The organism is Mesorhizobium sp. CA10, from assembly GCF_020165285.1.
GTDB lineage: Bacteria > Pseudomonadota > Alphaproteobacteria > Rhizobiales > Rhizobiaceae > Mesorhizobium.
Genome location: NZ_JAIUHV010000001.1, coordinates 518,283 through 542,387 on the forward strand (window position 1 = coordinate 518,283; position 24,105 = coordinate 542,387).

Annotated in this window: 24 protein-coding genes; 13 read left to right on the forward strand and 11 right to left on the reverse strand. The window is 64.7% G+C overall.

The annotated features are described in order from the left end of the window. The first annotated feature begins 1 nt into the window (after position 1). The 5 genes from LB535_RS02455 to LB535_RS02475 all read left to right on the forward strand — a co-directional run bounded on the left by LB535_RS02455 (position 2) and on the right by LB535_RS02475 (position 2,490). Entirely contained in the window at positions 2–388 is a 387-nt protein-coding gene (locus LB535_RS02455; RefSeq protein WP_224631031.1) for a hypothetical protein, read from the forward strand. A 70-nt stretch (positions 389–458) separates the two neighbouring features. After that, positions 459–1,028, forward strand: coding sequence for a rod-binding protein (locus LB535_RS02460; protein WP_224631032.1), 570 nt, complete (start codon positions 459–461; stop codon positions 1,026–1,028). An 8-nt stretch (positions 1,029–1,036) separates the two neighbouring features. After that, positions 1,037–1,456, forward strand: a complete 420-nt coding sequence (locus tag LB535_RS02465; RefSeq protein ID WP_140542843.1) for a hypothetical protein — start codon at positions 1,037–1,039, stop codon at positions 1,454–1,456. A gap of 30 nt (positions 1,457–1,486) precedes the next feature. Further along, on the forward strand, positions 1,487–2,014 hold the full coding sequence (locus LB535_RS02470) for a hypothetical protein (RefSeq protein ID WP_224543362.1): 528 nt from the start codon (positions 1,487–1,489) through the stop codon (positions 2,012–2,014). Between the two features lie 191 nt (positions 2,015–2,205). Further along, entirely contained in the window at positions 2,206–2,490 is a 285-nt protein-coding gene (locus LB535_RS02475) for an SCP2 sterol-binding domain-containing protein (RefSeq protein WP_027165149.1), read from the forward strand. Positions 2,491–2,610: 120 nt separating this feature from the next. On the opposite strand, the gene LB535_RS02480 is transcribed toward LB535_RS02475, so the two are convergent. Both LB535_RS02480 and odc2 read right to left on the reverse strand, forming a co-directional pair. Beyond that, the gene (locus LB535_RS02480) at positions 2,611–3,201 is read right to left on the reverse strand and encodes a GNAT family N-acetyltransferase (protein ID WP_263481553.1); all 591 of its coding nucleotides are present in this window, start codon (positions 3,199–3,201) and stop codon (positions 2,611–2,613) included. A gap of 277 nt (positions 3,202–3,478) precedes the next feature. Beyond that, complete coding sequence (odc2, locus tag LB535_RS02485; RefSeq protein WP_140842090.1) at positions 3,479–4,612, reverse strand: ornithine/lysine decarboxylase; 1,134 nt, start codon at positions 4,610–4,612, stop codon at positions 3,479–3,481. A gap of 542 nt (positions 4,613–5,154) precedes the next feature. Here odc2 and LB535_RS02490 point away from each other — a divergent pair. From LB535_RS02490 to LB535_RS02505, 4 genes are all read left to right on the forward strand, one after another. Further along, on the forward strand, positions 5,155–6,351 hold the full coding sequence (locus LB535_RS02490) for an amidase (RefSeq protein ID WP_224631033.1): 1,197 nt from the start codon (positions 5,155–5,157) through the stop codon (positions 6,349–6,351). Between the two features lie 2 nt (positions 6,352–6,353). Then, positions 6,354–7,253, forward strand: coding sequence for a LysR family transcriptional regulator (locus LB535_RS02495; protein ID WP_224543365.1), 900 nt, complete (start codon positions 6,354–6,356; stop codon positions 7,251–7,253). Between the two features lie 79 nt (positions 7,254–7,332). Then, positions 7,333–8,001 (forward strand): DUF1007 family protein, encoded by a 669-nt coding sequence (locus tag LB535_RS02500; protein WP_140842096.1) that lies wholly within the window; start codon positions 7,333–7,335, stop codon positions 7,999–8,001. Between the two features lie 154 nt (positions 8,002–8,155). Further along, positions 8,156–9,223 carry a nickel/cobalt transporter gene (locus LB535_RS02505; RefSeq protein WP_263490511.1) on the forward strand — a complete coding sequence of 356 codons (1,068 nt, stop codon included), beginning with the start codon at positions 8,156–8,158 and terminating at the stop codon, positions 9,221–9,223. 65 nt (positions 9,224–9,288) lie between these two features. Here LB535_RS02505 and denD read toward each other — a convergent pair whose 3' ends face one another. From denD to LB535_RS02525, 4 genes are read right to left on the reverse strand one after another with little or no spacing between them, the layout of a single operon-like run. Beyond that, positions 9,289–10,263, reverse strand: a complete 975-nt coding sequence (gene denD / locus LB535_RS02510) for a D-erythronate dehydrogenase (RefSeq protein ID WP_224631035.1) — start codon at positions 10,261–10,263, stop codon at positions 9,289–9,291. Positions 10,264–10,265: 2 nt separating this feature from the next. After that, a complete protein-coding gene (locus LB535_RS02515) occupies positions 10,266–10,472 on the reverse strand; it encodes a hypothetical protein (RefSeq protein WP_224524247.1) in 207 nt (68 codons plus the stop codon). A gap of 51 nt (positions 10,473–10,523) precedes the next feature. Further along, complete coding sequence (locus LB535_RS02520) at positions 10,524–11,507, reverse strand: cation diffusion facilitator family transporter (RefSeq protein WP_224524246.1); 984 nt, start codon at positions 11,505–11,507, stop codon at positions 10,524–10,526. Between the two features lie 13 nt (positions 11,508–11,520). Beyond that, on the reverse strand, positions 11,521–12,207 hold the full coding sequence (locus LB535_RS02525) for a GNAT family N-acetyltransferase (protein WP_224631036.1): 687 nt from the start codon (positions 12,205–12,207) through the stop codon (positions 11,521–11,523). 82 nt (positions 12,208–12,289) lie between these two features. Here LB535_RS02525 and LB535_RS02530 point away from each other — a divergent pair, with 82 nt between their 5' ends. Continuing rightward, positions 12,290–13,474 carry a pyridoxal phosphate-dependent aminotransferase gene (locus LB535_RS02530; protein WP_224631037.1) on the forward strand — a complete coding sequence of 395 codons (1,185 nt, stop codon included), beginning with the start codon at positions 12,290–12,292 and terminating at the stop codon, positions 13,472–13,474. 12 nt (positions 13,475–13,486) lie between these two features. Here the strand turns inward: LB535_RS02530 and LB535_RS02535 are convergent, their stop codons facing one another. The 3 genes from LB535_RS02535 to LB535_RS02545 form a co-directional block, all read right to left on the reverse strand. Continuing rightward, positions 13,487–14,248: an SDR family oxidoreductase gene (locus LB535_RS02535; RefSeq protein WP_224543380.1), complete on the reverse strand. Its 762-nt coding sequence runs from the start codon at positions 14,246–14,248 to the stop codon at positions 13,487–13,489. A 239-nt stretch (positions 14,249–14,487) separates the two neighbouring features. Next, positions 14,488–15,219: a tellurite resistance TerB family protein gene (locus tag LB535_RS02540; protein WP_224631038.1), complete on the reverse strand. Its 732-nt coding sequence runs from the start codon at positions 15,217–15,219 to the stop codon at positions 14,488–14,490. Positions 15,220–15,341: 122 nt separating this feature from the next. Further along, complete coding sequence (locus tag LB535_RS02545; RefSeq protein WP_224631039.1) at positions 15,342–16,259, reverse strand: rhodanese-related sulfurtransferase; 918 nt, start codon at positions 16,257–16,259, stop codon at positions 15,342–15,344. A 157-nt stretch (positions 16,260–16,416) separates the two neighbouring features. Between LB535_RS02545 and LB535_RS02550 the strand changes: the two genes are divergently transcribed. Then, positions 16,417–17,055: a 2-dehydro-3-deoxy-phosphogluconate aldolase gene (locus LB535_RS02550; protein WP_224631040.1), complete on the forward strand. Its 639-nt coding sequence runs from the start codon at positions 16,417–16,419 to the stop codon at positions 17,053–17,055. 72 nt (positions 17,056–17,127) lie between these two features. Here LB535_RS02550 and LB535_RS02555 read toward each other — a convergent pair whose 3' ends face one another. Both LB535_RS02555 and LB535_RS02560 read right to left on the reverse strand, forming a co-directional pair. Next, a complete protein-coding gene (locus tag LB535_RS02555) occupies positions 17,128–18,993 on the reverse strand; it encodes a DUF882 domain-containing protein (RefSeq protein ID WP_224631041.1) in 1,866 nt (621 codons plus the stop codon). A gap of 379 nt (positions 18,994–19,372) precedes the next feature. Beyond that, positions 19,373–20,917 carry a sigma-54-dependent transcriptional regulator gene (locus LB535_RS02560; RefSeq protein ID WP_224631042.1) on the reverse strand — a complete coding sequence of 515 codons (1,545 nt, stop codon included), beginning with the start codon at positions 20,915–20,917 and terminating at the stop codon, positions 19,373–19,375. Positions 20,918–21,073: 156 nt separating this feature from the next. Here LB535_RS02560 and LB535_RS02565 point away from each other — a divergent pair, with 156 nt between their 5' ends. Then, positions 21,074–22,912, forward strand: a complete 1,839-nt coding sequence (locus LB535_RS02565) for a M3 family oligoendopeptidase (RefSeq protein WP_224631043.1) — start codon at positions 21,074–21,076, stop codon at positions 22,910–22,912. Positions 22,913–23,265: 353 nt separating this feature from the next. Further along, positions 23,266–23,958, forward strand: a complete 693-nt coding sequence (locus LB535_RS02570) for a proton-conducting membrane transporter (protein WP_224631044.1) — start codon at positions 23,266–23,268, stop codon at positions 23,956–23,958. Positions 23,959–24,105: the final 147 nt, after the last annotated feature.

Below are 24,105 nucleotides of genomic sequence, written 5' to 3' on the forward strand. Positions count from 1 at the left end.
CATGACCGCGCGAAAGGACCGCCTGAAGAAACTGGTCAAGGTGCAGGAGCAGTTGAAGGCGCTGCACGAGACCCGCCACGCCGGCTTCCTCGCCGCCGCCGTCAAGGCTGAAGCGGAGGCCAGGGAGCTGATCGAGCGCTTCGACACCGACAGCTCGCTGGCCGGCCTCTTTCCCGCGCTCTACCACCGGCGCATCACCGAAGCGCTGGGCCGACAGCAACAGAACCTCGACAATGCCCGCCAGGAAGCGGCGCTGATCGCCACCGCGACGGCGCGCACCAACATGGTCGAGCGCGCCTACAAGGAGGTGCGCCGCCGCGACGAGCGCGAGCGATCCGACCGCGAGCGCCTCGATCTGATCATGCAGAAGCGGGCCTCCGACGGCTGATCATCGCAAGCCTGCCACAAGCTTCTTCAGTCATTGTGCAACTAACAAAACCGGCAAAGGGCGGACTTTCTTGGCCATTTCCCCACCCAGCGACATCGTCATGGACGTCGCCCGCGCAGCGGAGCCGGCCGATGTCGAGGCCGCGCGGGCAGCGCTCGCGAGAAGGGCGAATGGCGCCTCGGCACCGTTCGCGCTCGATCCCCCCGCGACGGTTGATGCCGGCTCCATTCTCTCGCGTGCAACGGCGGACAAGGCGGAAGCCGCCAATCCGGCGAAGAAGTTCCAGCGCTTCGAGGCGATGGTGCTGACGACCTTCATCCAGAACATGATGCCCAAGGACACCGAGGGCGTTTACGGCAAGGGCTTGGCCGGCGACATGTGGAAGTCGCAGCTCGCCGAAAAGGTGGCCGATGTCATGGCCGCGCATGGCGGCATCGGCATCGCCAGATCCATGCTTGCCGACCATTATCTCGACGGCAAGCACAAGGTGCCGGTCGGCCCCATTGCCGGTGGAGCGCAGAAAACCGAGATCGACCGGCAGACCCGGCTTTCGACCTCGATGATCGAGGAGCTTGAGCGCAAAGCAGCACGGTCGATGACCGGCGACGAGACGATCATAAAAACAGATATCAAGATCTAGGGACCTACATGGCCGACCAAACGGAGCTTTCCAACCTTCCCGCACGCACCAGCGCAATGGAGGCGCCCGCCGCCGCGCGACCCGGCAACCTCGCCGCCATCATCGGTCGCATCGAGGAAGTCGTGGACGAGGAAACCGCCGGCATCCGCAGCGGAACGGCCTATGATCTCAAGGCCTCGAACGCGCGCAAGAGCCGGTATCTCTACGAGCTGAACCGCGCCATGAAGGGCGCCAACGAGATCGAATTCCTCGAGCAGCATCGCGAAGGCCTGCTGCGGCTGCGCCAGAAGCTGGCCAGGAACGAGGCGGCGATCCTTGCCCATCTCAACGCGGTCAACGAAGTCGCCACGCTTTTGAGGAACGCCATCCAGCGCGCCGATACCGACGGCACCTATTCGGCCGGTGAGTTCGGAATGGCCCGAGCCTGATGAGATGATCGAGGCGCAAGGACAGACCCGGTGATAAAATTCATCGCCGCCGCGCTGTGGATCTGCGCCGTGACGCTCGGCGCGGTCTTCTATTCCTTCCAGGCGGCGGGCCAGCGCGGCGCGGCCGAGCCGCCGAAGCCGATGCTGGGCGGCCTCGACTATGTCAAGACCGACATGATCTCGGTGCCGTTGCTGCGCGACGGGACGATCGAGGGCTATTTCCTCACCAAGCTCGTCTACACGGTGGAGCCGGACCAGATAAAGAAGCTGTCGATCCCGGCGCAGGCGCTGATGACCGACCAGGTCTATTCCTATCTCTATTCCAACCCGCAGATCGATTTCACCAAGAAGGAATCGATCGATCTCGACGCTTTCCGCAAGTCGATCCGCGACACCATCAACACCCGCGTCGGCGTCGAGCTGGTGCACGACGTGCTGATCGACCAGGTCAACTTCCTGTCCAAGGACGATATCCGCGACAACGCGCTTCGGCGCCGCAAGAATGCCGGCGACACCGCGGCGGCGATGACCAAGCCTTTCCAGGCGCCGGAGCATTGACTGCCTAGCCGCGTGCGCCGGCGATAGACATGGCCCAGTTTCCCTAAGCGATATGACGCATGGTGACCGCGTTGACGTAAACGTCAACTCGAAGCTATATGCGCCTGTGGTCGCGCTGGAGCGCGGCGCGTCTACCTCGCCCAGCGGCCAAGCGCCGGTGCGCGTCAACGCAACCAACGAGGAGAACCGCCATGGGCGTTCAGGAGATTGCCGACAAGATCAAGTCGCGCGTGGCAAGCGCCGGCTTCGAGCATTCGGTCAAGTTCGACACCGGCAGCGACGGCGTCATCGTCATCGACGGCGCGACCGTCTCGACCACCGATGCGCCGACCGACTGCACCGTCAAGCTGTCGCTCGACGATCTGGATTCGCTGATTGCCGGCGACCTCAATCCGACCATGGCCTTCATGTCCGGCAAGCTGAAGGTCGAGGGCGACATGACCGTCGCCATGGCGCTCAGCCAGCTGCTCGGCTGATCCTTCGCAAAAACAGCAACGCCGCCCGATGGGCGGCGTTGCTGTTTTTGTCGAACCTAAAGCAATTCCAGGAAAAGTGCGTAGCGGGTTTCCGTCCGGAATTGCGTGAAAACAAAGGCTTCAGGCGACGAAACCCAGCGCCTGTCCTTTGATCTTGCGGCCGGCGGCCTTGATCGTGCCTTTGGCGCCGTCCAACGCGCCTTCCTGCAGTTCCAGCGCCAGAAGCCGGTGCCGCTCATAGGGGCCGGGCATGGCAAGCGCCCCCGTGCGGTCGGCTGAGAAGCCGAACCGCCCGTAATAGGGCGCATCGCCGACGAGCAGGATCGCGCCATGGCCGAGCCGCGCCGCTTCGGCGAGTGCGTGCCGCATCAGCGCCGAGCCGATGCCGCCGCTCTTCAATCCCGGCTCGACCGCGAGCGGGCCGAGCAGCAGCGCTGCCGGACCGCCCTCGCCCAACCTCACATCCCACAGCCGCACCGTGCCGACGACCGCGCCCGACGCATCGCGGGCGACAAAGGCCAGGCCTTCCGAGGGCCGGCGGCCGCGCCGCAGCTTCTCGGATGACTTCTTCTTGCGCTTCGGCCCCATGGCGCGGTCGAGCAGCGCTTCGCGCGCCGCGACGTCGCCCGCGCCTTCGCCAAGAATGACGAAGGCCGGCGCCTGGGCGGCCCCCTCGTCCGGCGCGCCGCGCGAGCCAGCCTGTGCCCGCAAGGCCAGGGAGGGCGCAAACGCATTTTCAGGCGAAGTGGAAACGGGTTCGCCGTAAGAAAATGCGCCAAGAAGCACTGCCGTCGAGCCGTTCTCCCCCGCGGAGAAAAGCTCAGCCAACGGTCCGGACGAGGGGGCAATTTCAGTGGCCGCGAAGGCCGATTTGGTCAGGTATTCCATGTCCGCGATCCTTCACGAGCGGAGATCTGTCCCACAAGCGAGCCCGGGCGGGCGACAGGCGCCCGCGCCGGTTTGATCTGAGCGGTTTCTTGCGAAATGCTCAGATCACGTAGGATCGGAGAGGTTCGAAGCCGTTGAAGGCGACCGCCGAGTAGGTGGTCGTGTAGGCCCCGGTGCCTTCGATCAGCACCTCGTCGCCGATGGTCAGCGACAAGGGCAGAGGATAAGGCGTCTTCTCATACATCACGTCGGCCGAATCGCAGGTCGGGCCGGCGAGCACGCAGGGCGCGGTCTCCGAGCCGTCATGGCGGGTGACCAGCGGATAGCGGATCGCCTCGTCCATTGTCTCGGCGAGACCGCCGAACTTGCCAATGTCGAGGAACACCCAGCGCACATTGTCGTTGTCGGCCTTCTTCGAGATCAGCACGACTTCCGACTTGATGACGCCGGCATTGCCGACCATGCCGCGTCCCGGCTCGATGATCGTCTCGGGCAGCGCGTTGCCGAAATGCTTGCGCAGGGCCGAGAAGATCGCCTGGCCGTAGGCCTGGGCCGCCGGCACGTCCTTCAGGTAACGGGTCGGGAAGCCGCCGCCCATGTTGACCATCTTCAAGACGATGCCTTCCTCGGCGAGCGTCGCGAACACCTTCCTGGCGTCGCCCAGCGCGCGATCCCAGGCCGACAGGTCGGTCTGCTGCGAGCCGACATGGAACGACACGCCATAGGCATCGAGGCCGAGGCCCTTGGCATGACGCAGCACGTCGACGGCCATCGCCGGCACGCAGCCGAACTTGCGCGACAGCGGCCATTCCGCGCCTTCGCCGTCGGTCAGCACGCGGCAGAACACGCGCGAGCCGGGAGCGGCACGCGCGATCTTCTCGACCTCTTCGACGCAGTCCACCGCGTAGAGGCGAATGCCGAGTTGGTAGGCGCGTGCGATGTCACGCTCCTTCTTGATGGTGTTGCCGAAGGAAATGCGGTCCGCCGGCGCGCCGGCATCCATCGCCATCTCGACCTCGGCAACCGATGCGGTGTCGAAGGACGAGCCCATCGCAGCAAGCAGGCGCAGGATTTCCGGCGCCGGGTTTGCTTTCACCGCATAGTAGATCTTGGAATCGGGCAACGCCTTCTCGAAGGCGCGGAAATTGTCGCGCACGACATCGAGGTCGACGACGAGGCAAGGGCCGTTCGGACGTCGGGTGGCGAGGAAATCAAGGATGCGCTGAGTGGCCATCGAGGTCTCTCCATTGGCGCCTTTCGGCGCGCACAAAGGCTGCGGAACGCGGGCGCTCAGCCTCGCGAACTCGCGGTGGACAAAGGCGGGACGGAAAATCCATGGAACCAGCCGGTGGAGACCCCGGAACCATGAATCGCCGTCTCGCGGCGGTGAACCTTGGCCTTGCCCGGCCTCGGTTCGCTTTGTCTGCCTTGGCTTGGATGGGAGACCCCGTCCGCACTGCCGGCAATGAAGGTGTGCCTCTTTAGTAACCCCGGTCTTTGGACAACCGGAAGAGAACCAGAAAGGCCCGCACCGTCGTTGCTTCAAGGTGTCCTCGGTCTTGTGGTTGGCCACTGACCGACTGGAGGGGTTGGCTCCAGTTACCTTACCGATTGCCCTCACCATTCGAGGATCGGCGGACACCCACAGGCACGTGCGACTTTGGGCAAGCGCGATATAAGAGCGAAGGGTTTCACAATCAATAAAAATCGTAAGCCCAGGTTGTAAAATTTCTGGCATCGAACAATGTTGGTCGCACCGTATCCGGAAATCGAACGATGCCAGGAACTCAAGGACCGCTGAACGCCTTCCTCGATCTGCGCCAAATGCCTGTGGCGAATGCGGAATTGGGCCCGCTCGCAGGCCTTCGCCTGGCCGTCAAGGACATCTATGACGTCGCCGGCTACCGCACCGGCTGCGGCAATCCGCAAAAATTCGAGGAGGCGCACGCTGCCTCGCGCACGGCGCAAGCGGTGCAGACGATCCTCGACGCCGGCGCGCGATTCGTCGGCAAGACCCAGACCGACGAGCTGGCCTTCTCGCTGTTCGGCCAGAACGCGCATTTCCCCTACCCGATCAATCCCGCCGCGCCCGAGCGCGTCACCGGCGGCTCCTCCTCCGGCTCGGCGGCCGCTGTTGCCGGCGGGCTGGCGAACATTGCCACCGGCTCCGACACCGGCGGCTCGATCCGCGCGCCGGCGAGCTTCTGCGGCCTGATCGGACTGCGCACCAGCCATGGCCGTATCCCGCTCGACGGCGCGATGAAGCTGGCATCGAGCTTCGACACTTTCGGCTGGTTCGCCGACGACATCGAAACCTATGAGGCGGTCGGCAAGCTGCTGTTTGGCCGCGACCCGCACCAGCATCCGCTCAACCGGCCGCTGTCGATCCGCTGGCTTGATGCCTTCGTCATCGGTCCGGCCGAAGCCGCCGAATATGCGCGCATGAAGGCGCTGGCGGCCGGCGTCATCGGGCAGCCGGTAGAGACCGAATACGCCTTCGCCTCTTTCCCGGACGAGCTTTACTGGTGCTTCCGCCGCTTGCAGGCCTTCGAGGCCTGGCGCGAGCATGGCCCCTGGATCGCGGCCGGCGGCCGGCTCAGCCCGGGCGTCGAGGAGCGTTTCGGCTTCGGCCGCACCATCGACGCTAAAACTGTCGCCAGCGAAGCCGCGCGCCGCCTGGCGTTCCGGGCCGAATTCGAGGCGCTGCTCGGCAACAACGGCTTTCTGGTGCTGCCCACGGTTCCCGGCGCGGCGCCACTCGCTTCAAGCACGCCCGAACAGTTCCAGGCCTATCGCGAAAGGGCGCTGCATCTCTTGTGCCTTTCCGGTCTCTCGGGCTTTCCGCAGATCACCTTGCCGATCGGCTCCGTCGACGGCGCGCCCTTCGGCCTTTCGCTGCTTGGCCCTTTCGGCAGCGACGTTGCCCTGATACGGCTCGGCCGCAGGATTCTCGACGCGGCACGAAAGGTCTGACCATGGATACATTGACGCGCATGCGCGCCTTCATCGACGTGGTCGAGGCGGAAGGCTTTTCGGCCGCGGCGCGCAAGATCGGCCGCTCCAAGGCGCTTTTGTCGAAATATGTGCGCGAGCTGGAGGACGAGCTCGGCGCGCTGCTGCTCAACCGCACCACGCGCCAGTTCTCGCTGACCGAAGCCGGCCACACCTATTATCAGCGCGCCTCCGAGATCGTGCGCGAGGTCGACAGCCTCGCCGAGGCTGTGCGCGAGTCTTCCGGCGACGTTCGCGGCAGGATCAAGCTGTCGGCCGCCCGCACCTTCGCCGATGCGCCGATCGGCCAGTCACTGGTCGACTTCGCCAGGCAGCACCCCGACATCGTGCTCGACATCCATCTCGACGACCGCTTCGTCGATCTTGTCGAGGAAGGCTTCGACCTTGCCGTGCGCATCTCGCGGCTGGAGAACTCCTCGCTGATCGCCAGGCGGCTGGCGCCGTTCTCGGTCAGGCTTTGCGCGTCGCCGGAGCTGATCGCCAGGCACGGCAAGCCGACACGTCCGCAGGATCTCGCCAACATGCCCTGCATCGTCGACACCAACGGCCGCTCGCTGGCCAACTGGCGCTTCAAGGGCGATGCCGAGGACTCCATCAGCGTCGCCGTTTCGGGCCCGATCGAGGTCAACAGCCCGATCGTGGCAAGAGCCGCCGCGCTCTCCGGCCTGGGCTACGCCATGCTGCCGGATTTCGTCGCCGCCCCCGACGTCGCGTCCGGCAAGCTGGTCACCGCGCTCGACGATCGTCTCCTGGCGGGCACCGGCATCTTCGCCGTCTACCCGCATCGCCGCTATCTGCCGGCCAAGGTAAGGGTCCTCGTCGATTTCCTGGTGCAGTGGTTCAAGACGCGCGACACAGCGTGATAACCCGCGTCCCAATTTCGCCCCCTTTATGTTAACTCTCGGGCCCTCACTCCCGAAGTCGATGGAATCGCGGCCCGGAATGCATCTGAAACGGCAAGCAACCATGCTGGCTTCGGCCCTCGCGGCCACGTTCGCCTCGGTCGAGCAGGCCGAGGTGCACCCGCATGTCTTCGCCGAGGCTCGCCTCGACGTGATCCTCAGCCAGGATCACCAAAGTGTGACGGCGCTGCGCCACCTTTGGCGCTTCGACGACCTTTTTTCGAGTACGGTGATGATGGAGTTCGACAAGAACTCCGATCTGAAACTTGACGACAAAGAGCTCAAGGAAGTGGCCGACACCGTCCATTCCTCGCTTGCCGAGTTCAATTACTTCCAGCTCGTCACCCAGGACGGCAAGGACGTGCCGATGGTGCCGCCGCCGCATCTGATGGCGAACTTCGACAACGACCAGCTGATCATCCTGTTCGAGTCGCAGCCGAAGACGCCGATCAAGCTCGCCGGCAAGGTCGACATCGGCGTCTACGATCCGACCTTCTATACGGCGATCGACTTCACCGACGACGCGAACCTTGCCGTCGAAGGCCTGCCATCGACCTGCACCAAAAAGGTCATCCGGCCCGATCCTGACGAGGCGATCAAGGAAAACCAGAAGACCCTGACGGAGGCGTTCTTCAACGATCCGACAGGCACCAACATGAGCAAGATTTTCGCCACCAAGCTCGAGTTGAACTGCCCGCCGGAAGGATGATTTGGTGATGAAACCGTCGCTGCGCGCAAGCAGGTTCCGCAAAAGTGTTTCACGGTTTTGCGATCGGAACCTGCGACAAACAAGGGAATCCAAGCGGATATTCGTGGGGCATCCCACGAATATCCGCTTGGCCCTCGGGCTCTTGGCCGCTGCCTTGATTGTGACCCATCTGCCTGTCGCGGCGCATGCGCAAAGCTCGCTCGGCATCGGCACCAATGACGGCATGGCGCCCACCACCACCGGTCCGTTCGCCCATATCCTGATGTGGATCAATCTGCGTCAGCAGGAGTTCTACCATTCGCTGGCGGCCGCCATGAAGGCGATGCGCCAGGACGGCAGCAAGCTTTGGCTGCTGATCGGCTTGTCCTTCGCCTATGGCATCTTCCACGCCGCCGGCCCCGGCCACGGCAAGGCGGTGATCTCCTCCTATATGGTCGCCAACGAAGTGGCGTTGAGACGCGGCATCATGCTCTCCTTCGTCTCGGCGATGTTGCAGGGCCTGACGGCGGTGGTCGTGATGATGCTTGCCTATTTCGTGCTGCGCGGCACCGCGATCTCGATGACCGACGCGGCCTGGCTCCTCGAAATCTCGAGCTACGTGCTGGTGACGCTGTTCGGCGCCTGGCTTTTGTGGCGCAAGCTCGGTCCGTCGATCCTGCGCCTGTTCGGCAGGACGCCTGCCTACAGCCTGTCGGCCGCTCATGCCGGTCATTCGCATGGCGGGCACGCAGGGCATTCGCACGCTCATGCGCATGCACTGCACGTGCATGACGATCATGATCATTCGCACGGTCACGATCACATTGATCACGACCACCACGATCATGGCCCGGGAGAAGTCTGCGAGACCTGTGGCCATTCGCATGCCCCGGATCCGGCAATGCTGTCGGGTGACCGCTTCGATTGGAAGACCGCCTGGTCGGCGGTGGCCGCCGTCGGCATCCGCCCCTGCTCCGGCGCGCTGATCGTGCTGAGCTTCGCGCTGCTCAACGGACTGTGGGTAGGAGGGCTGCTGTCGGTGCTGGCGATGTCGATCGGCACCGCGATCACCGTCTCGGCGCTGGCGACGATCGCGGTGCTGGCCAAAAATTGGGCGGTCTATTTCGCCGGCGATGGACGCATCGGCAACCGCATCCACTCGATCGTCGAGATCGGCGGCGCCGCCTTCATCTTCCTGGTCGGCCTGCTGCTTCTGTCGGCCGGCCTGTCGGGCGGCGCCTGACCAGGCAGTGCCCAAAGCTGTATTGAGCTTCGGGTCAGGCCGGCATCACTTGGCATCGATAGACGTCAGGCGATCTTCCCGCCAAGCTCATCCTCGATATGCGCGCGGATGATCTCGCCAAAGCTGCTTTCGGCGGCAAATCCCAATTCCCTCGCCCGCCTGGCTTCGAACCGCGTCGGCCAGCCTTTGACGATCGCCCAGACGGTCTCGTCGGGCTGCTCGCGGATCCGTTTCGCGACCTCGGCGCCGGCGATGCGTTCCAGCGCCTCGATCTGCTCGCCGACCGTGACGGCGACGCCCGGCATTGTGAGATTGCGGCGCGGACCAACCTTGTCGCCGTCGATCTCGGCCGCGTGGACGAGGAAATTCACCGCCGAACGCGGGCTAGCATGAGTATGCAGCACCGAACGCGGCACCGGCAGGATCGCCTCCTGCCCGGCGAGCGGCTCGCGGATGATGCCTGAGAAGAAGCTCGACGCCGCCTTGTTCGGCTTGCCGGGGCGGACGCAGATCGTCGGCAGCCGGATGCCGATGCCGTCGAAGAAGCCGCGCCGCGTATAGTCGGCGAGCAGCGCTTCGCTCATCTGCTTCTGCGTGCCGTAGGAGGTGAGCGGCGTCGGATGGAATTCGTCCGGGATGACGTCCGGAAACGGCGCGCCGAACACGGCGATCGACGAGGTGAAGACGAGGCGCGGCGCGAACGCCGCCAGCCGCACGGCGTCAAACAGGGTGCGCGTGCCGTCGAGATTGACGCGATAGCCGAGGTCGAAATTAGCCTCTGCCTCGCCCGAGACGATGCCCGCCAGATGGAAGATCACATCCGGGCGCGGAGCCACGAGAGCGGACATGGCGCCGGGCGCGGAAAGATCGCCGGTATGGATCGAGACATCGACGCCGGCGAGCGCCGGCGCCTGCGACGCCACGATGTCATGCAGGTCGAGCGCCGTGATCTTTCGCCCGCGCAAGGCGCCGTCCTTGGCGAGCCGCGCGATAAGCTTGCGGCCGACCATGCCGGCCGCGCCCGTGATCAGTATTCTCATCTTCAGAGACCTTTCTTGCGCTGGCTGCGTCCGCGCAGCCACAGGACGACGAACAGACCGACCATGAAGATCGCGGCGATGACGGCCGCGAGCACCGTCGACACCTTGCCCGCGGCCAGCATGATGGCCGGCAGGAAATAGGCCGCGAGACCGAACACGAGCAGTATCACGGCCGCAGCGGTCGCCGCGTTCTTTGTGTCACGATCCATCAGCTGGCGTTCTTCAGTTCGAGGCTGTTCGGGTTCATCATCACGCCGCGATCAGTGATAGTGCCGGCGATCGCGCGGCGCATCATGCGCATGGTCGTGATCATGATGGTGGTCGTGCTCGTCATGGCTGTCCGCGCATTGGCCGAATTCGGGTTCGACAGTGGCATGCTCGATGCCATGCTCGGCCGCAAGCCGTTTCTTGATGGCGCTCACCGCCACATGCGCATCGACGCCGTCATTCAGGCAAGCATGCAGCGTCGCCATGTTGGAGGTCCCGTCGAGAGACCAGACATGCATATGGTGCACCTCGCGCACGCCCTTGACAGCGCCTTCGATGTCCTTGGCGATCAGGTCGCGATCGAGGCTGGCCGGCACGCCTTCGAGCAGGACGTGGGCCGCCTGGCGCATCAGCGACCATGCCGTCGAGAGAATGAGCAGCGACACCAGCACCGACAGGATCGGATCGATGGGCGTCCAGCCGGTTGCCAGGATGATGAGGGCTGCCGCGATTGCCGCGGCCGAGCCAAGCAGGTCGCCCAGCACATGCAGGATGGCGCCGCGCATGTTGAGGCTTTCCCGATCGCCGCCATGCAGCACGAAGAAGGAAGCGATGTTGACCAGAAGGCCTGCCACCGCCACCACCAGCATCGGCCCGCCGAGCACCGGCGCCGGGTTCATCAGCCGCCCCCAGGCCTCATAGACGATCCAGAGCGCTATGACGAAGATGGCGATGCCGTTGGTGTAGGCGACGAGCGTCTTCACCCGGGCGAAGCCATAGGTGAGGCGGCCGGTGGCCGGACGGCCTGTCAGGTGGAAGGCATACCAGGCAAGACCGAGCGCGATGGCGTCCGCCAGCATGTGCCCGGCATCGGCGACCAGCGCCAGCGACCCGGTCAGCCAGCCGCCAAGCGCCTCGGCGACCATGAAGCCCGCGGTCAGGCAGGTCGCGATCAGCACCCGTTTCTTGTCGGTCGAGCCATGCACATGGCCGGCACCGGCCGGGCCGTGATCATGCGAAGCGTGGTCATGCGCCATCGCTGAACTCCTGTCACGCGCCGAAATCAGCGCGGAAATCCTCAAGCCGCCGCCTCTGGCCGCCTTCGCCGTTGAAATTCGCCGGATCGAGCCAGCCCTCATAGGCTTTGCGCAAGGCCGGCCATTCCTTGTCGATGATCGAATACCACGCCGTGTCGCGGTTTTCACCCTTGACCACAAGGTGTTGCCGGAAGATGCCTTCGAACCTGAAGCCGAAGCGCTCGGCGGCGCGCTTCGAGGGCTCGTTGCGGTTGTTGCACTTCCACTCGTAACGGCGGTAGCCGAGATCGTCGAAGAGATATTTCGCAAACAGGAACTGCGCCTCGGTCGCGGCCGGCTTGCGCGAGATCAGCGGACCCCAATAGATGTTGCCGATCTCGCCGACGCCGTTGGCGGCGTCGATGCGCATCAGCGTCTGACGACCCGCGATCTTGCCGCTCGCCTTGTCGATGACGGTGAAGAACAGCGGGTCCTCGCTCGCTTCGGCCTTGTCCAGCCAAGGCTGGAAGGCCGCGCGGGTCTCCGGCGGATAGTCCGGCAGCCAGGCGAAACGTCCGCCGGCGTCGGGCACCGACGACGCTTCGTAAAGACCATCGCCATGCCTTGCCGCGCTCAGCGGCTCGAGCCTGACCGTGCGTCCCTCGATCGGCTTGCGTTCCGGCCGCGGGCGCGGCTGCCAATTCTTCAGATCTTCCGACACGACCGCTCCAATCCGTTTGACTTTTGCCAGCGGACGGTCACAAAAACGCTCGCCCACAGAAAGAACCACAGGGACGGGAAAAATGCTCCACACGATCGCGGCCTTCGACCGTCTCGGCGAGGAAAATGCCTTCGCGGTGCTGGCGAGGGCCACCGCGCTTGCCCATCAGGGTCGCGACATCGTCAACCTCGGCATCGGCCAGCCCGACTTCAAGACGCCGCAGCACATCGTCGAGGCGGCGATCAAGGCGCTGCGCGACGGCCACCATGGCTACACGCCGGCAAACGGCCTCTTGGCCACCCGCGAGGCCGTCGTGCGCCGCACGCTGACCACCACCGGCGTCGAGGTGTCGCCCGAGAATGTGATGATCCTGCCCGGCGGCAAGCCGACCATGTTCGCCGCGATCCTGATGTTCGGCGAGGCCGGCACCGAGATCCTCTACCCCGATCCCGGCTTTCCGATCTACCGCTCGATGATCGAGTTTACCGGCGCCACTCCGGTGCCGGTTCCGATCCGCGAGGAAAACGGCTTTGCCTTCTCGGCCGACGAGACGCTGGCGCTGATCACGCCCAGGACCAGGCTGCTGATCCTCAACTCGCCCGCTAATCCGACCGGCGGCGTTACCCCGCGGACCGAGATCGAGAAGCTGGTCAAGGGCCTGGAGAAGCACCCTGAGGTCGCCATCATGTCGGACGAGATCTACGACGTCATGACCTATGACGGCGAGACCCACTGCTCGCTACTCAATTTCCCCGAGATCCGCGACCGGCTGATCGTGCTCAACGGCTGGTCGAAGACCTGGGCGATGACCGGCTGGCGCATGGGCTGGTCGATCTGGCCGAACGGCGACAAGGGCGCGCATCTCTACGACAAGGTTCGCAAGCTGGCGGTGAACTGCTGGTCCTGCGTCAACGCGCCGAGCCAGTTCGCCGGCATCGCCGCGATCGACGGTCCGCAGGACGATGTCGAGAAGATGATGCGCGCCTTCGACAACCGCAGGAAGATCGTGGTCGAAGGGCTGAACGCGCTCCCGGGCATTTCCTGCATCACGCCGAAGGGCGCCTTCTATGCCTTCCCCAATGTCTCGAAGACTGGCTGGAAGGCGAAGAAGCTCGCCTCGGCGCTGCTCGAGGATGCCGGCGTCGCTTTGATCGGCGGCCCCGATTTCGGCGTTCTCGGCGAAGGCTATATCCGGCTTTCCTATGCCAATTCGGAGGAGAACATCCTGCGCGCGCTGGAGCGGATCGAGGCGTTCCTGAACAAGTGATCGATCAAGCGCTCATCCGCGCCCGACGAATGGCATCTTCGTCGCCATTACCGTCATGAACAGCACATTGGCGTCGAGCGGCAGGCTGGCCATATGCAGCACCGCGTCGGCGACGCGCTGCACATCCATCACCGCCTCGGCGGCGATCGAGCCGTTGGCCTGCGGCACGCCCACCGTCATCGGCTGCGCCATCTCGGTCAGCGCATTGCCGATGTCAATCTGGCCGCAGGCGATGTCGAAGGGCCGACCGTCGAGCGCCAGCGTCTTGGTGAGCCCGGTGATCGCGTGCTTGGTCGCCGTATAGGGCGCTGAGCCCGGGCGCGGTGCATAGGCCGACACCGAGCCGTTGTTGATGATGCGGCCGCCCATCGGCTTCTGCCGGCGCATAGCGCCGAAGGCTGCGCGAGCGCACAGGAATGATCCCGTCAGGTTGACGCCGACGACGTCGTTCCAGACCTCGACCGGAATCTCATCAATCAGCGTCGACTTGTAGCCCATGCCGGCATTGTTGAAGAGCAGGTCGACGCGGCCGAAGCCTTCGAGCACGGTCTCGAACATGTCGTCGACTTCCTCGGCCTTGCTGATGTCGCAGGCGATGGCCAATGCCTTGGCCTGCGTCTTCCCCGCCTCTGCGATCGCCTCATCCAGCAGCGTCTTGCGGCGGCCGCAGAACACCGTGTTCCAGCCTGCCTTGAGCAGCGCCGTCGCGACGCTCTTGCCGATGCCGGTGCCGGCGCCGGTAACGATGGCGGTCTTCTCTGCTATGGCTGTCATCGCCGTCCTCCGGTCATGGATGGAAAGACGTGGCATCGCAAATGCATGGGGTCATGGCAAGCCGCTGTTGGCAATAAAGAAAAGGCCAACAAAAAGGGCGGCCATTGGCGACCGCCCCGATCTGAACCGCGCTTGGGAGGAGGAAAAGCCGGTCCGACTGATTAGAATGATGCGCTTGCTGGGTTAACGGAAGATTAACGACCGGCAAGGCGTCCCCGAAGGACGTTTACCACGCCGAATCACCACGGTGAATTGGGCGCCGTTCCCGCCGGCACCTTGGCCGCCGAAACCGTAGCCCCGACATGATCGACCAGGGCGTCCGGCAGGCCGAGGCGGCCGGCGAGCAGGTCGAGATAACCGCGCTCGGTGCGCGTGTCGGGATCGATGGTGAGCCGCGAGGCGGTGTAGAGTTCGAGCTTCTGCGCGTCGGTCTTGGCGCCGGCGACCAGCGCGTCGAGATCGAGCGGGCTTTCGAGTTCGGCAAGCAGGAATTTTTCCGCTTCGGCGCCGATGCCCGCGAGCTTGAGCTTATTGGCGATCTTCTTGCGCTCGTCATCGTCGACATGGCCGTCTGCCTTCGCCGCCGAGATCATTGCCCTGACCAGCGTCAGCGTGAACTCGGCCTCGCCCTGCGGCGCCTGCGAGGGGTGGAAGGCTGTGTCGGCCGGCGGCGGCAGCAGCTCTGGCTCGCTGCCGGCCGGTGCCTGCGCCGGCTCCTTGCCGGCCTTGTAGTTCTGATAAGCCTTGTAGGCGAGGCCTCCGATCGCAGCCAGACCGCCGAGCTTGACGGCCGCGCCCGTCACCTGCCGGCCAGTGCCAGTGCCGAGCAGCACGGCTGCCAGCGCGCCGGCGGCGAGCGGATTGTCCTTTGCCATCTGCACCGCCTGCCCCGCCTTGTCGCGGACAGTCGAGCCGGTCCCGGGGATTTGCGAGCCGAGAAGGTCGTCGAGCAGCTTCTTGGGATCGAGCATCAATGCCTCCAGAATGGGCCCGGCCGAACGCGCCCGGGCAGGGTTTCGGACCGGCAAGAGGTAGGCCCCGTGCATCGACATTACAATGACGGGGCAGCTTTTCGCTCGCAGAGCTGGCCGCTCTAATTGCCGATATGGCGCTTGCCGCCGCGCGCCTGCGCCAGCTCGACCTGGCGGTGGCGTTCGGCATAGCGCTCGCGATCCTCGTCGGACCGCGCTTCAAAGCAATGCGGGCATGAGACGCCGATTGCGTATCTCGGCGACAGCCGGTCCGCGACCGTCAGCGGATGCCGGCAAGCCCGGCAGAGCTCCGCCTCCCCCTCGACCAGACCATGCGAGACGGAGACCCGCTCGTCGAACACGAAACATTCGCCTTGCCAGAGGCTCTCTTCGGCCGGCACGTCCTCCAGATATTTCAGGATGCCCCCCTTGAGATGGAAGACGTTTTTGAGGCCGAGCGACTTCACATAGGCCGTCGCCTTCTCGCAGCGAATGCCGCCGGTGCAGAACATCGCCACCTTGCGACCTTCGAGCTCTCCACGATGCTGCTCGACCCAGGCGGGGAACTCGCGGAAGCTGGTGGTCTTGGGATCGACCGCGCCCCGGAAAGTGCCGAGCGAGACTTCGTAGGCGTTGCGCGTGTCGATGACGAGCGTGTCGGCATCCGATATCAGCGCGTTCCAGTCGGCCGGCGCGACATAGGTGCCGGCGCTCGCCGCCGGATCGATGTCCTCGACGCCCATGGTGACGATCTCGCGCTTCAGCCGCACCTTCATGCGATGGAACGGCATTTCGGCGGCGGCGCTGTATTTGACTTCGAGACCGGCAAGGCCTTCGATGGCTTGCAGATGGTCGATCAGCGCGGCAATCGCGTCCTCGCTGCCGGCAACGGTGCCGTTGATGCCTTCATGCGCCAGAAGCAGCGTGCCCTTGATGCCGCGGCCGCAGCAGAATGCGGCAAGCGGCGCGCGAAGGGCCTCGTATCCGTCGAGCCGCGCGAATTTGTAGAGCGCGGCGACGCGGACTGGCTGAATCTCCATAGCAGTTGTCATGCTCATGCCACTAGACCGTGCTGAAAGCCGTTTCAAGGCGACCGATACTCAGCTGGCCACGCGGCATCACGACACGCCGGGCTTCGTGGACTTGGCATATCCCTTCTGCTAATCGGTTTAAAACGATCGAGATGGAGACCAGCACATGACCAGCAAGACCGAAAAGCTCCTGTCGCTCCTCAATGGTCAGCCGATCATCCCGGTGCTCAAGATCGCCAATGTGGCAGATGCCGTGCCGCTCGCCCGCGCGCTTTCGCGCGGCGGTTTGCGGGCCATCGAGATCACCTTGCGCACCGCCGATGCGCTGGAAGCGATCCGCCGCGCCGCCGCCGAGGTCGAGGAGGCGATCGTCGGCGCCGGCACCATTCTAGACGCGAAGCAGTTCGACGAAGCAGCCCGCGCCGGTTCGAAATTCATCGTCAGCCCCGGCATCACCAGCCAGCTTCTCGACGCGGCCAAGGACAGCTCCGTGCCGCTGCTGCCCGGCGCCATCACGCCCGGCGAGATCATGGCCGCGCGCGAAGCCGGCCTGCGCTTCCTGAAATTCTTCCCGGCCGAGCAGTCCGGCGGCATCGCTTCGCTGAAGGCTTTCGCCTCGCCGCTCGCCGACGTGAAATTCTGCCCGACCGGCGGCATCACGGCCAAGAATGCCGCCGACTATCTGAGCCTGCCCAACGTCATCTGCGTCGGCGGTTCCTGGGTCGCGCCCGACGATCTCATCAAGGCCGGCAAGTGGGACGAGATCGAGGCGCTGGCGCGTGAGGCGAGTAAGCTCAAGAAGTAATCGGTCCGCCGCCATAAGGCAAAAGCCGCGCTGGCGGGCCAACGCGGCTTTTCAGCGGCCACGCTGGCTCGCCTATTTCGTTTGGAAGCGCGCGACCGAGAGGAACTTCACCGCGTTACCGGTGAACCGGCTTGCGTCCGGCACCCCGCCATCCGCCTGGAAGCCGGCCGTATACACTTCGCTCGGCGGCGTATGCACGATGTTGTAGGCATAGCGCGGCGCTGTCGTCGGGTCGGATACCGTGGCAATGTTGACGCCGCTGCCCAGCGCCCAGCGCGCGGCTTGCGGCGGCGTCGCCACCACCATGGCCTTGGGCCCGGGCTTCAGATCGTGGGCAGACGCCCTGGCTTCCTTGGCCGTTGTCTTCACGCCGGCGCCAATTGCCTGCGCCGGGTCGCTCCCGGCCGGGAGCGCGGCAATGGCCTGGCGCGGCGAGGCCGCATCGACGCCCGACGGATCGTTGAACGCGGAGCGCGGCTCCGGCTCGGTCAGCGACGCAAGCTGGTATTCGGCGCCGCCGACGCCATCGGCCTCGACGGTGGCATTGGCCTGTTCGAGGACGGCTTTGACCTCGTCCTGCTTGCCGGGCTGCGGCCGGGCGGTCGGCAGCACGGAGAACGCGTCGGTCGCGCTCTTGTCCTGCGAAGCGGTTTCGGCCAGCGCCAGAAGCACGCTCTTGTCCTTCGGCGCCAGATCGGCCGGCGTCGCCGAGCGGTCGGGACGCCAGGTCGGCAGCGGGATGTTGTTGACCGCCAGCTGGGCCGGATCGGTGCTCGCGGTCTCGGCGGCGCTGGCCGTGGCGAACGGAACCTTGTCCGGCACCGGCGCCTGCGCAGTCGAAACCGCCTGCTCCGTCGTCGCCGAGGCATCCGCCATGGCGAACGGCACGTTCTGCGGCGTCTGCTGGCCGACATCGACCTTCGGACGCGGCGCGAAGTCGGGCAGCGGGATTTCCTTGGGCGGCAGGGCGGCGATGATCGTCTCCGGCGTATCCTGCTGCGGCTGCTGCTGCTCGTCGGCGCTGTCATCCGCGATCTGCGGGATGCTGGCGCGCTTGGCATCCTTCGGCGCGACGATCGCGATGCCCGGGAGATTGCTGTCGCGTGCCGTGGCAGCAGTAGCGACCTGAACCTGCTTCACGGCCTTCCGCTGGGGCGCCGGGGCACTTTCGTCGGCGGCGTCGTCGGCCTCGTCGGCACCGCCGCCGAACAGGGCCGCGAGCAGGCCGCCGGAGCGCTTGGTCGAGCCGCCGGCGCTGGCCAGTTCGATGTTCGGGGTGCCGGCCCCCTTGCGGGCCTGATACGCTGCCACTGCTTGCTCATAGCCGGGCAGCGGGCGTCCGTCGCTCGGCACATGCAGCGTCTTGCCGTTGGGGAACAGGCTGACCAGTTCCTGGCGGCTGATGCCCGGCCAATGGCGCACGTTGCCGACATCCATATGCACGAAGGGCGAACCGGAAGTCGGGTAATAGCCGACGCCGCCGCCCTGCATCTTTAGGCCGATGTTGCGCAGTTTCTTCAACGGCACGCCGGGGATGTAGAAATCCATCGCCTTGCCCAGCATGTGCTGGCTCTTCTCGGCGACGCCGCGGCTGCGCGAGCGCAACAGCGCGTTGGTCGACGGCGAGCGATAGCCGCAGACGACCTGGATATAGTCGGTCGCGCCGCTTTCGCGATAGGCTTCCCAGACGAGGTCGAGCAGCCGCGGGTCCATCTTGGTCGGCTCGTTGCGGCGCCAGTCGCGCAGGATGATGTTGATCTTGCGCAGGCCTTCGGGATCGTAGCGACCATTGCGCTTGTAGACGATCTCGGCCTTCTCGTGGGTGTGCAGGTGATAAAGCTTGAGCGTACGAACCTCGGCCCGGGCGCCCGACGTCGCCGCGGACAGAAAACCGACGGCCAAAATCAGGAACGTCAGCCACCTCGGCCAGACGCTCATGTGAAAATGCCGCCCGTTGTTGTGTCGTTCGACTTTGTTCAAATCAAATGGCCTTGCAGGCTGCCGTTTGTCCCCGGATTTGACCAAACGGATGCGTCGTTTTCACATCCGAATATCGATCCTAATGGTTAATCATCGTTTATTGAAGCCGAAATGCGGTAACACCGTGGCGATATCCCGTCAAAAATGATGCACAGCATTTCGTGGTAAATCGCTGGTTTATATCAAGAATCCGGCCTCGCCCAGAACACGATCTGTTACCGTTAGCGTTAATGCGTGATTCTCGGCAACGCCAACCGCTGAAAACTAAGCGTTTTCAGGTCAAAAGCGACAATTTGACTCGGATTTTAGGCAGGCAAGCTGGTTCGAGGCTTGCCCCTCATGAGGCAAGCCGGTCGACGCGACCAGCTTCGGGATCAATGCCATATTCCTTCAACTTGCGGTAGAGCGTCGAGCGGCCGATGCCCAAACGGCGGGCGACTTCGCTCATCTGGCCGTTGTAATGGTCGATCGCAAGCTTGATCATCTCGAGCTCGACGTCGGCCAGCGCCCGCACATTGCCGCGCTCATCGAGCGCACGGAGCGTTCCGAAACGCGGCTGCGGCCTGGCTGATGCCTCGCCGTCGGACAAACCAGGCCCCGTCGTGTCGGCAACCTCATCCTCACGCAGGGTCGCACCTGCAACCGTATCGGTGATGGCGGACCCCGGTTCCGCTCCGAGATTAACCGTTCCTTCCACCTGCGCCCGGATCTGCGGGAATTCCTCCTCGGTCAGCACGTCGCCCTCGGCAAGCACCGACGCCCTGAACACCGCATTCTCCAGCTGGCGGATGTTGCCCGGCCAGTCATAGGCCTGGAGCATCGCAAGCGCCGTGGCCGATATGCCGGCAAGGCGGCGGCGCGGATCGGTCGGAGCAATCTTTTCCATGAAATGCCGGACCAGGTAGGGAATGTCGTCGCGGCGGTCGCGCAGCGGCGGCACGAAGATCGGGTAGACGTTCAGCCGGTAGAACAGGTCCTCGCGGAACTTGCCGTCCTTGACCTGCTGCAGAAGGTTGCGGTGCGTGGCCGAGATCAGCCTTATATCGACCTTGACGGTCGAGCGGCCGCCGACAGGATCGACCTCGCCTTCCTGCACGGCGCGCAAAAGCTTGACCTGGACGTCGAGCGGCAGGTCGCCGATCTCATCGAGGAACAGCGTGCCGGAATTCGCCTCGACGAACTTGCCGATGTGCTTGTCCGTTGCGCCGGTGAAGGAGCCCTTCTCGTGGCCGAACAGGATCGATTCGACCAGATTGTCGGGGATAGCGCCGCAATTGACGGTGACGAAGGGCTTCGAGCGACGATCGCCGCTGCCCTGGATGGCCCGCGCCACCAGCTCCTTGCCGACGCCGGATTCGCCCTCGATCAGGATCGGGATGTTGGAGGCCGCCGCCTTCTGCCCGAGGCGTATCACGCGGTCCATTGCCGGGCTGCGCGTGATCATATCCTTGAAGGTGAGGTGGCCGCCGCCGCGCCGCCGCGAAGCGCGCTTCATCTCGTCCTCGACCGCTTCCACCTTGAGCGCGTTGGAGATCGCGGTCTGCAGCCTGTCAGGCGACGCCGGCTTGACGACGAAGTCGAAGGCGCCGTGCCGCATCGCCGAGACGACGGTTTCGATGCCGCCCTGGGCGGTCTGCACGATGACGGGAATGTTGATGGCGCGCTCGCGCATCGCCTTCAGCACGCCGATGCCGTCGAGACCGGGCATGACGAGATCGAGAATGACGACCGAGACCTCGCGCGCATTCGGCCCGTCGAGCACCTCGAGGCCGGCGGCGCCGCTATCCGTGACGATCGCGGTGTGGCCGAACTTGGTCAACGCGGCCTCGACCAGCCTGCGCTGCACCGGATCGTCATCGACTATGAGTATGGAACCTGTCATGACTGTTTGAGTTGTCCGCCCGAGAAAATCCCATGGATCATCTTGGCACAGGGTTCTAAATAAGGTTTCAAAAAACCCGGTGAACGAATTCCTTAGGATTTGACCGGCTTCTCCTTTCCCTTTGATTCTGGCCTTGGTTCAAAGAAGGTATTGTCGATGCGCATGATGTTTGGTCGGCGGCTTGCGGCCCCAGCGTCGGGCCAGGGCGCGGCGGAGCTTGGCGACTTGCCGGAGTGGAATCTCGCCGATCTCTATTCGGGCATGGAAGCGCCCGAGTTGAAGCGCGACATCGCCAAGGCGGCCAGCGACGCCATCGCCTTCGAAGCCCGCTGGAAGGGCACTTTGGCCACCGAGGCCGGGCGCGGCGGCGCCGGCCGGCTTGGCGAGGCGCTGAAAACCTATGAGGCGCTCGAGGAACTGATCGGCCGCATCGTCTCCTATGCCGGGCTCGTTTATGCCGGCAACACCGCCGATCCGCAGCGCGCCAAGCTCTATGGCGACGTCCAGGAAAAGATGACGGACGCCAGCGCCCATCTCTTGTTCTTCGCGCTCGAGCTGAACCTGATCGACGATGCGGCGATCGAGAACGCCTTGGCCGCCGACAAGGACTTCGGCCACTACCGGCCTTGGGTGCTCGACCTCAGGAAGGACAAGCCCTACCAGCTCGAGGATCGCATCGAGCAGTTGTTCCACGAAAAGTCGGTCACTGGGCGGGGCGCCTGGAACCGCCTGTTCGACGAGACGATGACCGACCTGCGCTTCGACGTCGACGGCGAGGAGCTGACGCTTGAGCCGGCGCTGAACCGACTGCAGGATGCCAATGGCGAGGTGCGCCGCCGTGCCTCCGAGGCGCTCGCGGCGACCTTCCGCAAGAACCTGCGCACCTTCACCCTCATCACCAATACCTTAGCCAAGGACAAGGAAATCTCCGACCGCTGGCGCGGATTCCAGGATATTGCCGACTCGCGCCACCTCGCCAACCGCGTCGAGCGCGACGTCGTCGACGCGCTGGCCGCGGCCGTGCGCGAGGCGTATCCGCGGCTGTCGCATCGCTATTACGCGATGAAGGCGCGCTGGCTCGGGATGGAGGTGATGAACCATTGGGACCGCAACGCGCCGCTGCCGGAGACGCCGCAGGCGGTGATCCGCTGGGACGACGCCAAGGACACGGTGCTTTCCGCCTATCAGCGCTTCTCGCCCGACATGGCCGAGATCGCCCGCGGCTTTTTCGATCGCAGATGGATCGACGCGCCGGTGCGGCCGGGCAAGTCGCCCGGCGCCTTCGCCCATCCGACGGTGCCGTCGGCGCATCCTTATGTGCTGCTGAACTACATGGGCAAGCCGCGCGATGTGATGACGCTGGCGCATGAGCTCGGCCATGGCGTGCACCAGGTGCTGGCCGCCGGACAGGGCGCGCTGATGGCCTCGACGCCGCTGACGCTGGCCGAGACCGCCTCCGTCTTCGGCGAGATGCTGACCTTCCGTTCGCTGCTCGAGCAGACCGCTGACCGCCGCGAGCGCAAGGCCATGCTCGCCCAAAAGGTCGAGGACATGATCAACACCGTCGTGCGCCAGATCGCCTTCTACGAGTTCGAGCGCAAGGTGCATGCCGAGCGCAAGAACGGCGAGCTGACTTCAGACAGGCTCGGCGAATTCTGGCTGGAGGTGCAGGCCGAGAGCCTGGGGCCCGCGATCAAGCTGCGCGAGGGCTACGAGGTCTTCTGGACCTACATCCCGCACTTCATCCACTCGCCGTTCTACGTCTATGCCTATGCCTTCGGCGATTGCCTGGTGAATTCGCTCTACGCCGTCTACCAGAATGCCGAGCGCGGATTTCAGGAGAAGTATTTCGAGATGCTGCGCGCCGGCGGCACGAAGCATCATTCGGAGCTTCTGGCGCCCTTCGGCCTCGACGCCACCGATCCCGCTTTCTGGCAGATCGGCCTTGGCGTGATCGGTTCGCTGATCGACGAGTTGGAAGCGCTCGAGAGGTGAACAGCAACGAAGGGCGCATCGGCAGCTATAGTTTAGCCAAGACGCATATTAGCAAGAATCTATTCTTGCCCTAAATAGCTGTTCTTGAATAACTCTCCGGCGCATTTTTCAACTGGCTTTCGACAAGCCATATGATAGCGTCCGGCCTCAAGCTCAGCCGGACGCATCGCGCAGGCCAGAGATGGCTGGTCGCGCCGCTACGGCGAATGCGATGACGGCCGTCGGCTTCGGACAAGGCCAACGCCGATGGCTCGATTGAAGCCGGCGATTGCGCCGATCACGGAACCTTTGACGATCCCTGCCGTGAGCTCGCATTTCCGGGCCTCGGCCGACAGATCGGACTGGAGAGGGAAATGAGCACTTTTTTCTACATGCTCCTGGCGTTCGTTGTGGGTATCCTGGTCGGCTGGTTCATCTGGGGCCGTCTGCGCGGCGAGCTCGACAGCGTGCGTGGCGATCTCGACCGCACGCGGAGCGAGCGCGACAGGCTGCGCGCCGACAGCGATCGGTTGAAGGGCGAGCTCGACGCCAGCGGCCGTGCCCGCGCCGATCTCGAAAGCCGGCTGCGCGATACGCCTTCCGCCAAGGCCGGTGCCGACAAGGCCGCCACGCCGGCGCCGTCGGCGCTGATGTCGACGACATCGGCGGCGGCAAAGGCCGGGCCCGCAAAGCCCGCCGCTGCAAAGAAGCCGACCGCAACGAAGACTGCAGCGGCACCGAAGCCGGCGGCCAAAGCCGCCGCGCCGAAGAAGGCGGCAGCGCCCGCGGCAAAGAAGGCGGCAGCGCCCGGCAAGGCCGACAATCTGCGCCGCCTCATCGGTATCGGTCCGGTCAACGAAAGGCTGCTCAAAGGCCAGGGCGTCACCACCTACGCCCAGATCGCCGCCTGGACCGCCGCCGACGTCAAACGCATCGAGGAGGTGCTCAATTTCGACGGCCGCATCGCCCGTGAAAAGTGGATCGAGCAGGCGAAATTGCTGGCCGCCGGCAACGAGGCCGAATTCGCCCGCCAGTTCCCGACGGCCGGAACCGCAAGCAACAGCTGAACAATCCGCTTGTTGAAGCAAGGCGGCGTCCTCACGGGCGCCGTCTTTGTTTTGGCCCAGCCGCCTTTACGCCGTTCGACGCCGTTCCCTCGATTGCGCCACGCCGAACCCCCATATAGAGCGGTCGGCTGAATTGTCCGCATCCGA

What these genes read in the sequence shown, in the direction of transcription:
- LB535_RS02455 (WP_224631031.1), top strand. Translation starts at nt 2, where the DNA reads ATGACCGCGCGAAAGGACCGCCTGAAGAAACTGGTCAAGGTGCAGGAG.
- LB535_RS02465 (WP_140542843.1), top strand. Translation starts at nt 1,037, where the DNA reads ATGGCCGACCAAACGGAGCTTTCCAACCTTCCCGCACGCACCAGCGCA.
- LB535_RS02475 (WP_027165149.1), top strand. Translation starts at nt 2,206, where the DNA reads ATGGGCGTTCAGGAGATTGCCGACAAGATCAAGTCGCGCGTGGCAAGC.
- odc2 (WP_140842090.1), bottom strand. Translation starts at nt 4,612, where the DNA reads ATGGCCACTCAGCGCATCCTTGATTTCCTCGCCACCCGACGTCCGAAC.
- LB535_RS02490 (WP_224631033.1), top strand. Translation starts at nt 5,155, where the DNA reads ATGCCAGGAACTCAAGGACCGCTGAACGCCTTCCTCGATCTGCGCCAA.
- LB535_RS02495 (WP_224543365.1), top strand. Translation starts at nt 6,354, where the DNA reads ATGGATACATTGACGCGCATGCGCGCCTTCATCGACGTGGTCGAGGCG.
- LB535_RS02500 (WP_140842096.1), top strand. Translation starts at nt 7,333, where the DNA reads ATGCATCTGAAACGGCAAGCAACCATGCTGGCTTCGGCCCTCGCGGCC.
- denD (WP_224631035.1), bottom strand. Translation starts at nt 10,263, where the DNA reads ATGAGAATACTGATCACGGGCGCGGCCGGCATGGTCGGCCGCAAGCTT.
- LB535_RS02515 (WP_224524247.1), bottom strand. Translation starts at nt 10,472, where the DNA reads ATGGATCGTGACACAAAGAACGCGGCGACCGCTGCGGCCGTGATACTG.
- LB535_RS02520 (WP_224524246.1), bottom strand. Translation starts at nt 11,507, where the DNA reads ATGGCGCATGACCACGCTTCGCATGATCACGGCCCGGCCGGTGCCGGC.
- LB535_RS02530 (WP_224631037.1), top strand. Translation starts at nt 12,290, where the DNA reads ATGCTCCACACGATCGCGGCCTTCGACCGTCTCGGCGAGGAAAATGCC.
- LB535_RS02535 (WP_224543380.1), bottom strand. Translation starts at nt 14,248, where the DNA reads ATGACAGCCATAGCAGAGAAGACCGCCATCGTTACCGGCGCCGGCACC.
- LB535_RS02540 (WP_224631038.1), bottom strand. Translation starts at nt 15,219, where the DNA reads ATGCTCGATCCCAAGAAGCTGCTCGACGACCTTCTCGGCTCGCAAATC.
- LB535_RS02545 (WP_224631039.1), bottom strand. Translation starts at nt 16,259, where the DNA reads ATGGAGATTCAGCCAGTCCGCGTCGCCGCGCTCTACAAATTCGCGCGG.
- LB535_RS02550 (WP_224631040.1), top strand. Translation starts at nt 16,417, where the DNA reads ATGACCAGCAAGACCGAAAAGCTCCTGTCGCTCCTCAATGGTCAGCCG.
- LB535_RS02555 (WP_224631041.1), bottom strand. Translation starts at nt 18,993, where the DNA reads ATGAGCGTCTGGCCGAGGTGGCTGACGTTCCTGATTTTGGCCGTCGGT.
- LB535_RS02560 (WP_224631042.1), bottom strand. Translation starts at nt 20,917, where the DNA reads ATGACAGGTTCCATACTCATAGTCGATGACGATCCGGTGCAGCGCAGG.
- LB535_RS02565 (WP_224631043.1), top strand. Translation starts at nt 21,074, where the DNA reads ATGCGCATGATGTTTGGTCGGCGGCTTGCGGCCCCAGCGTCGGGCCAG.
- LB535_RS02570 (WP_224631044.1), top strand. Translation starts at nt 23,266, where the DNA reads ATGAGCACTTTTTTCTACATGCTCCTGGCGTTCGTTGTGGGTATCCTG.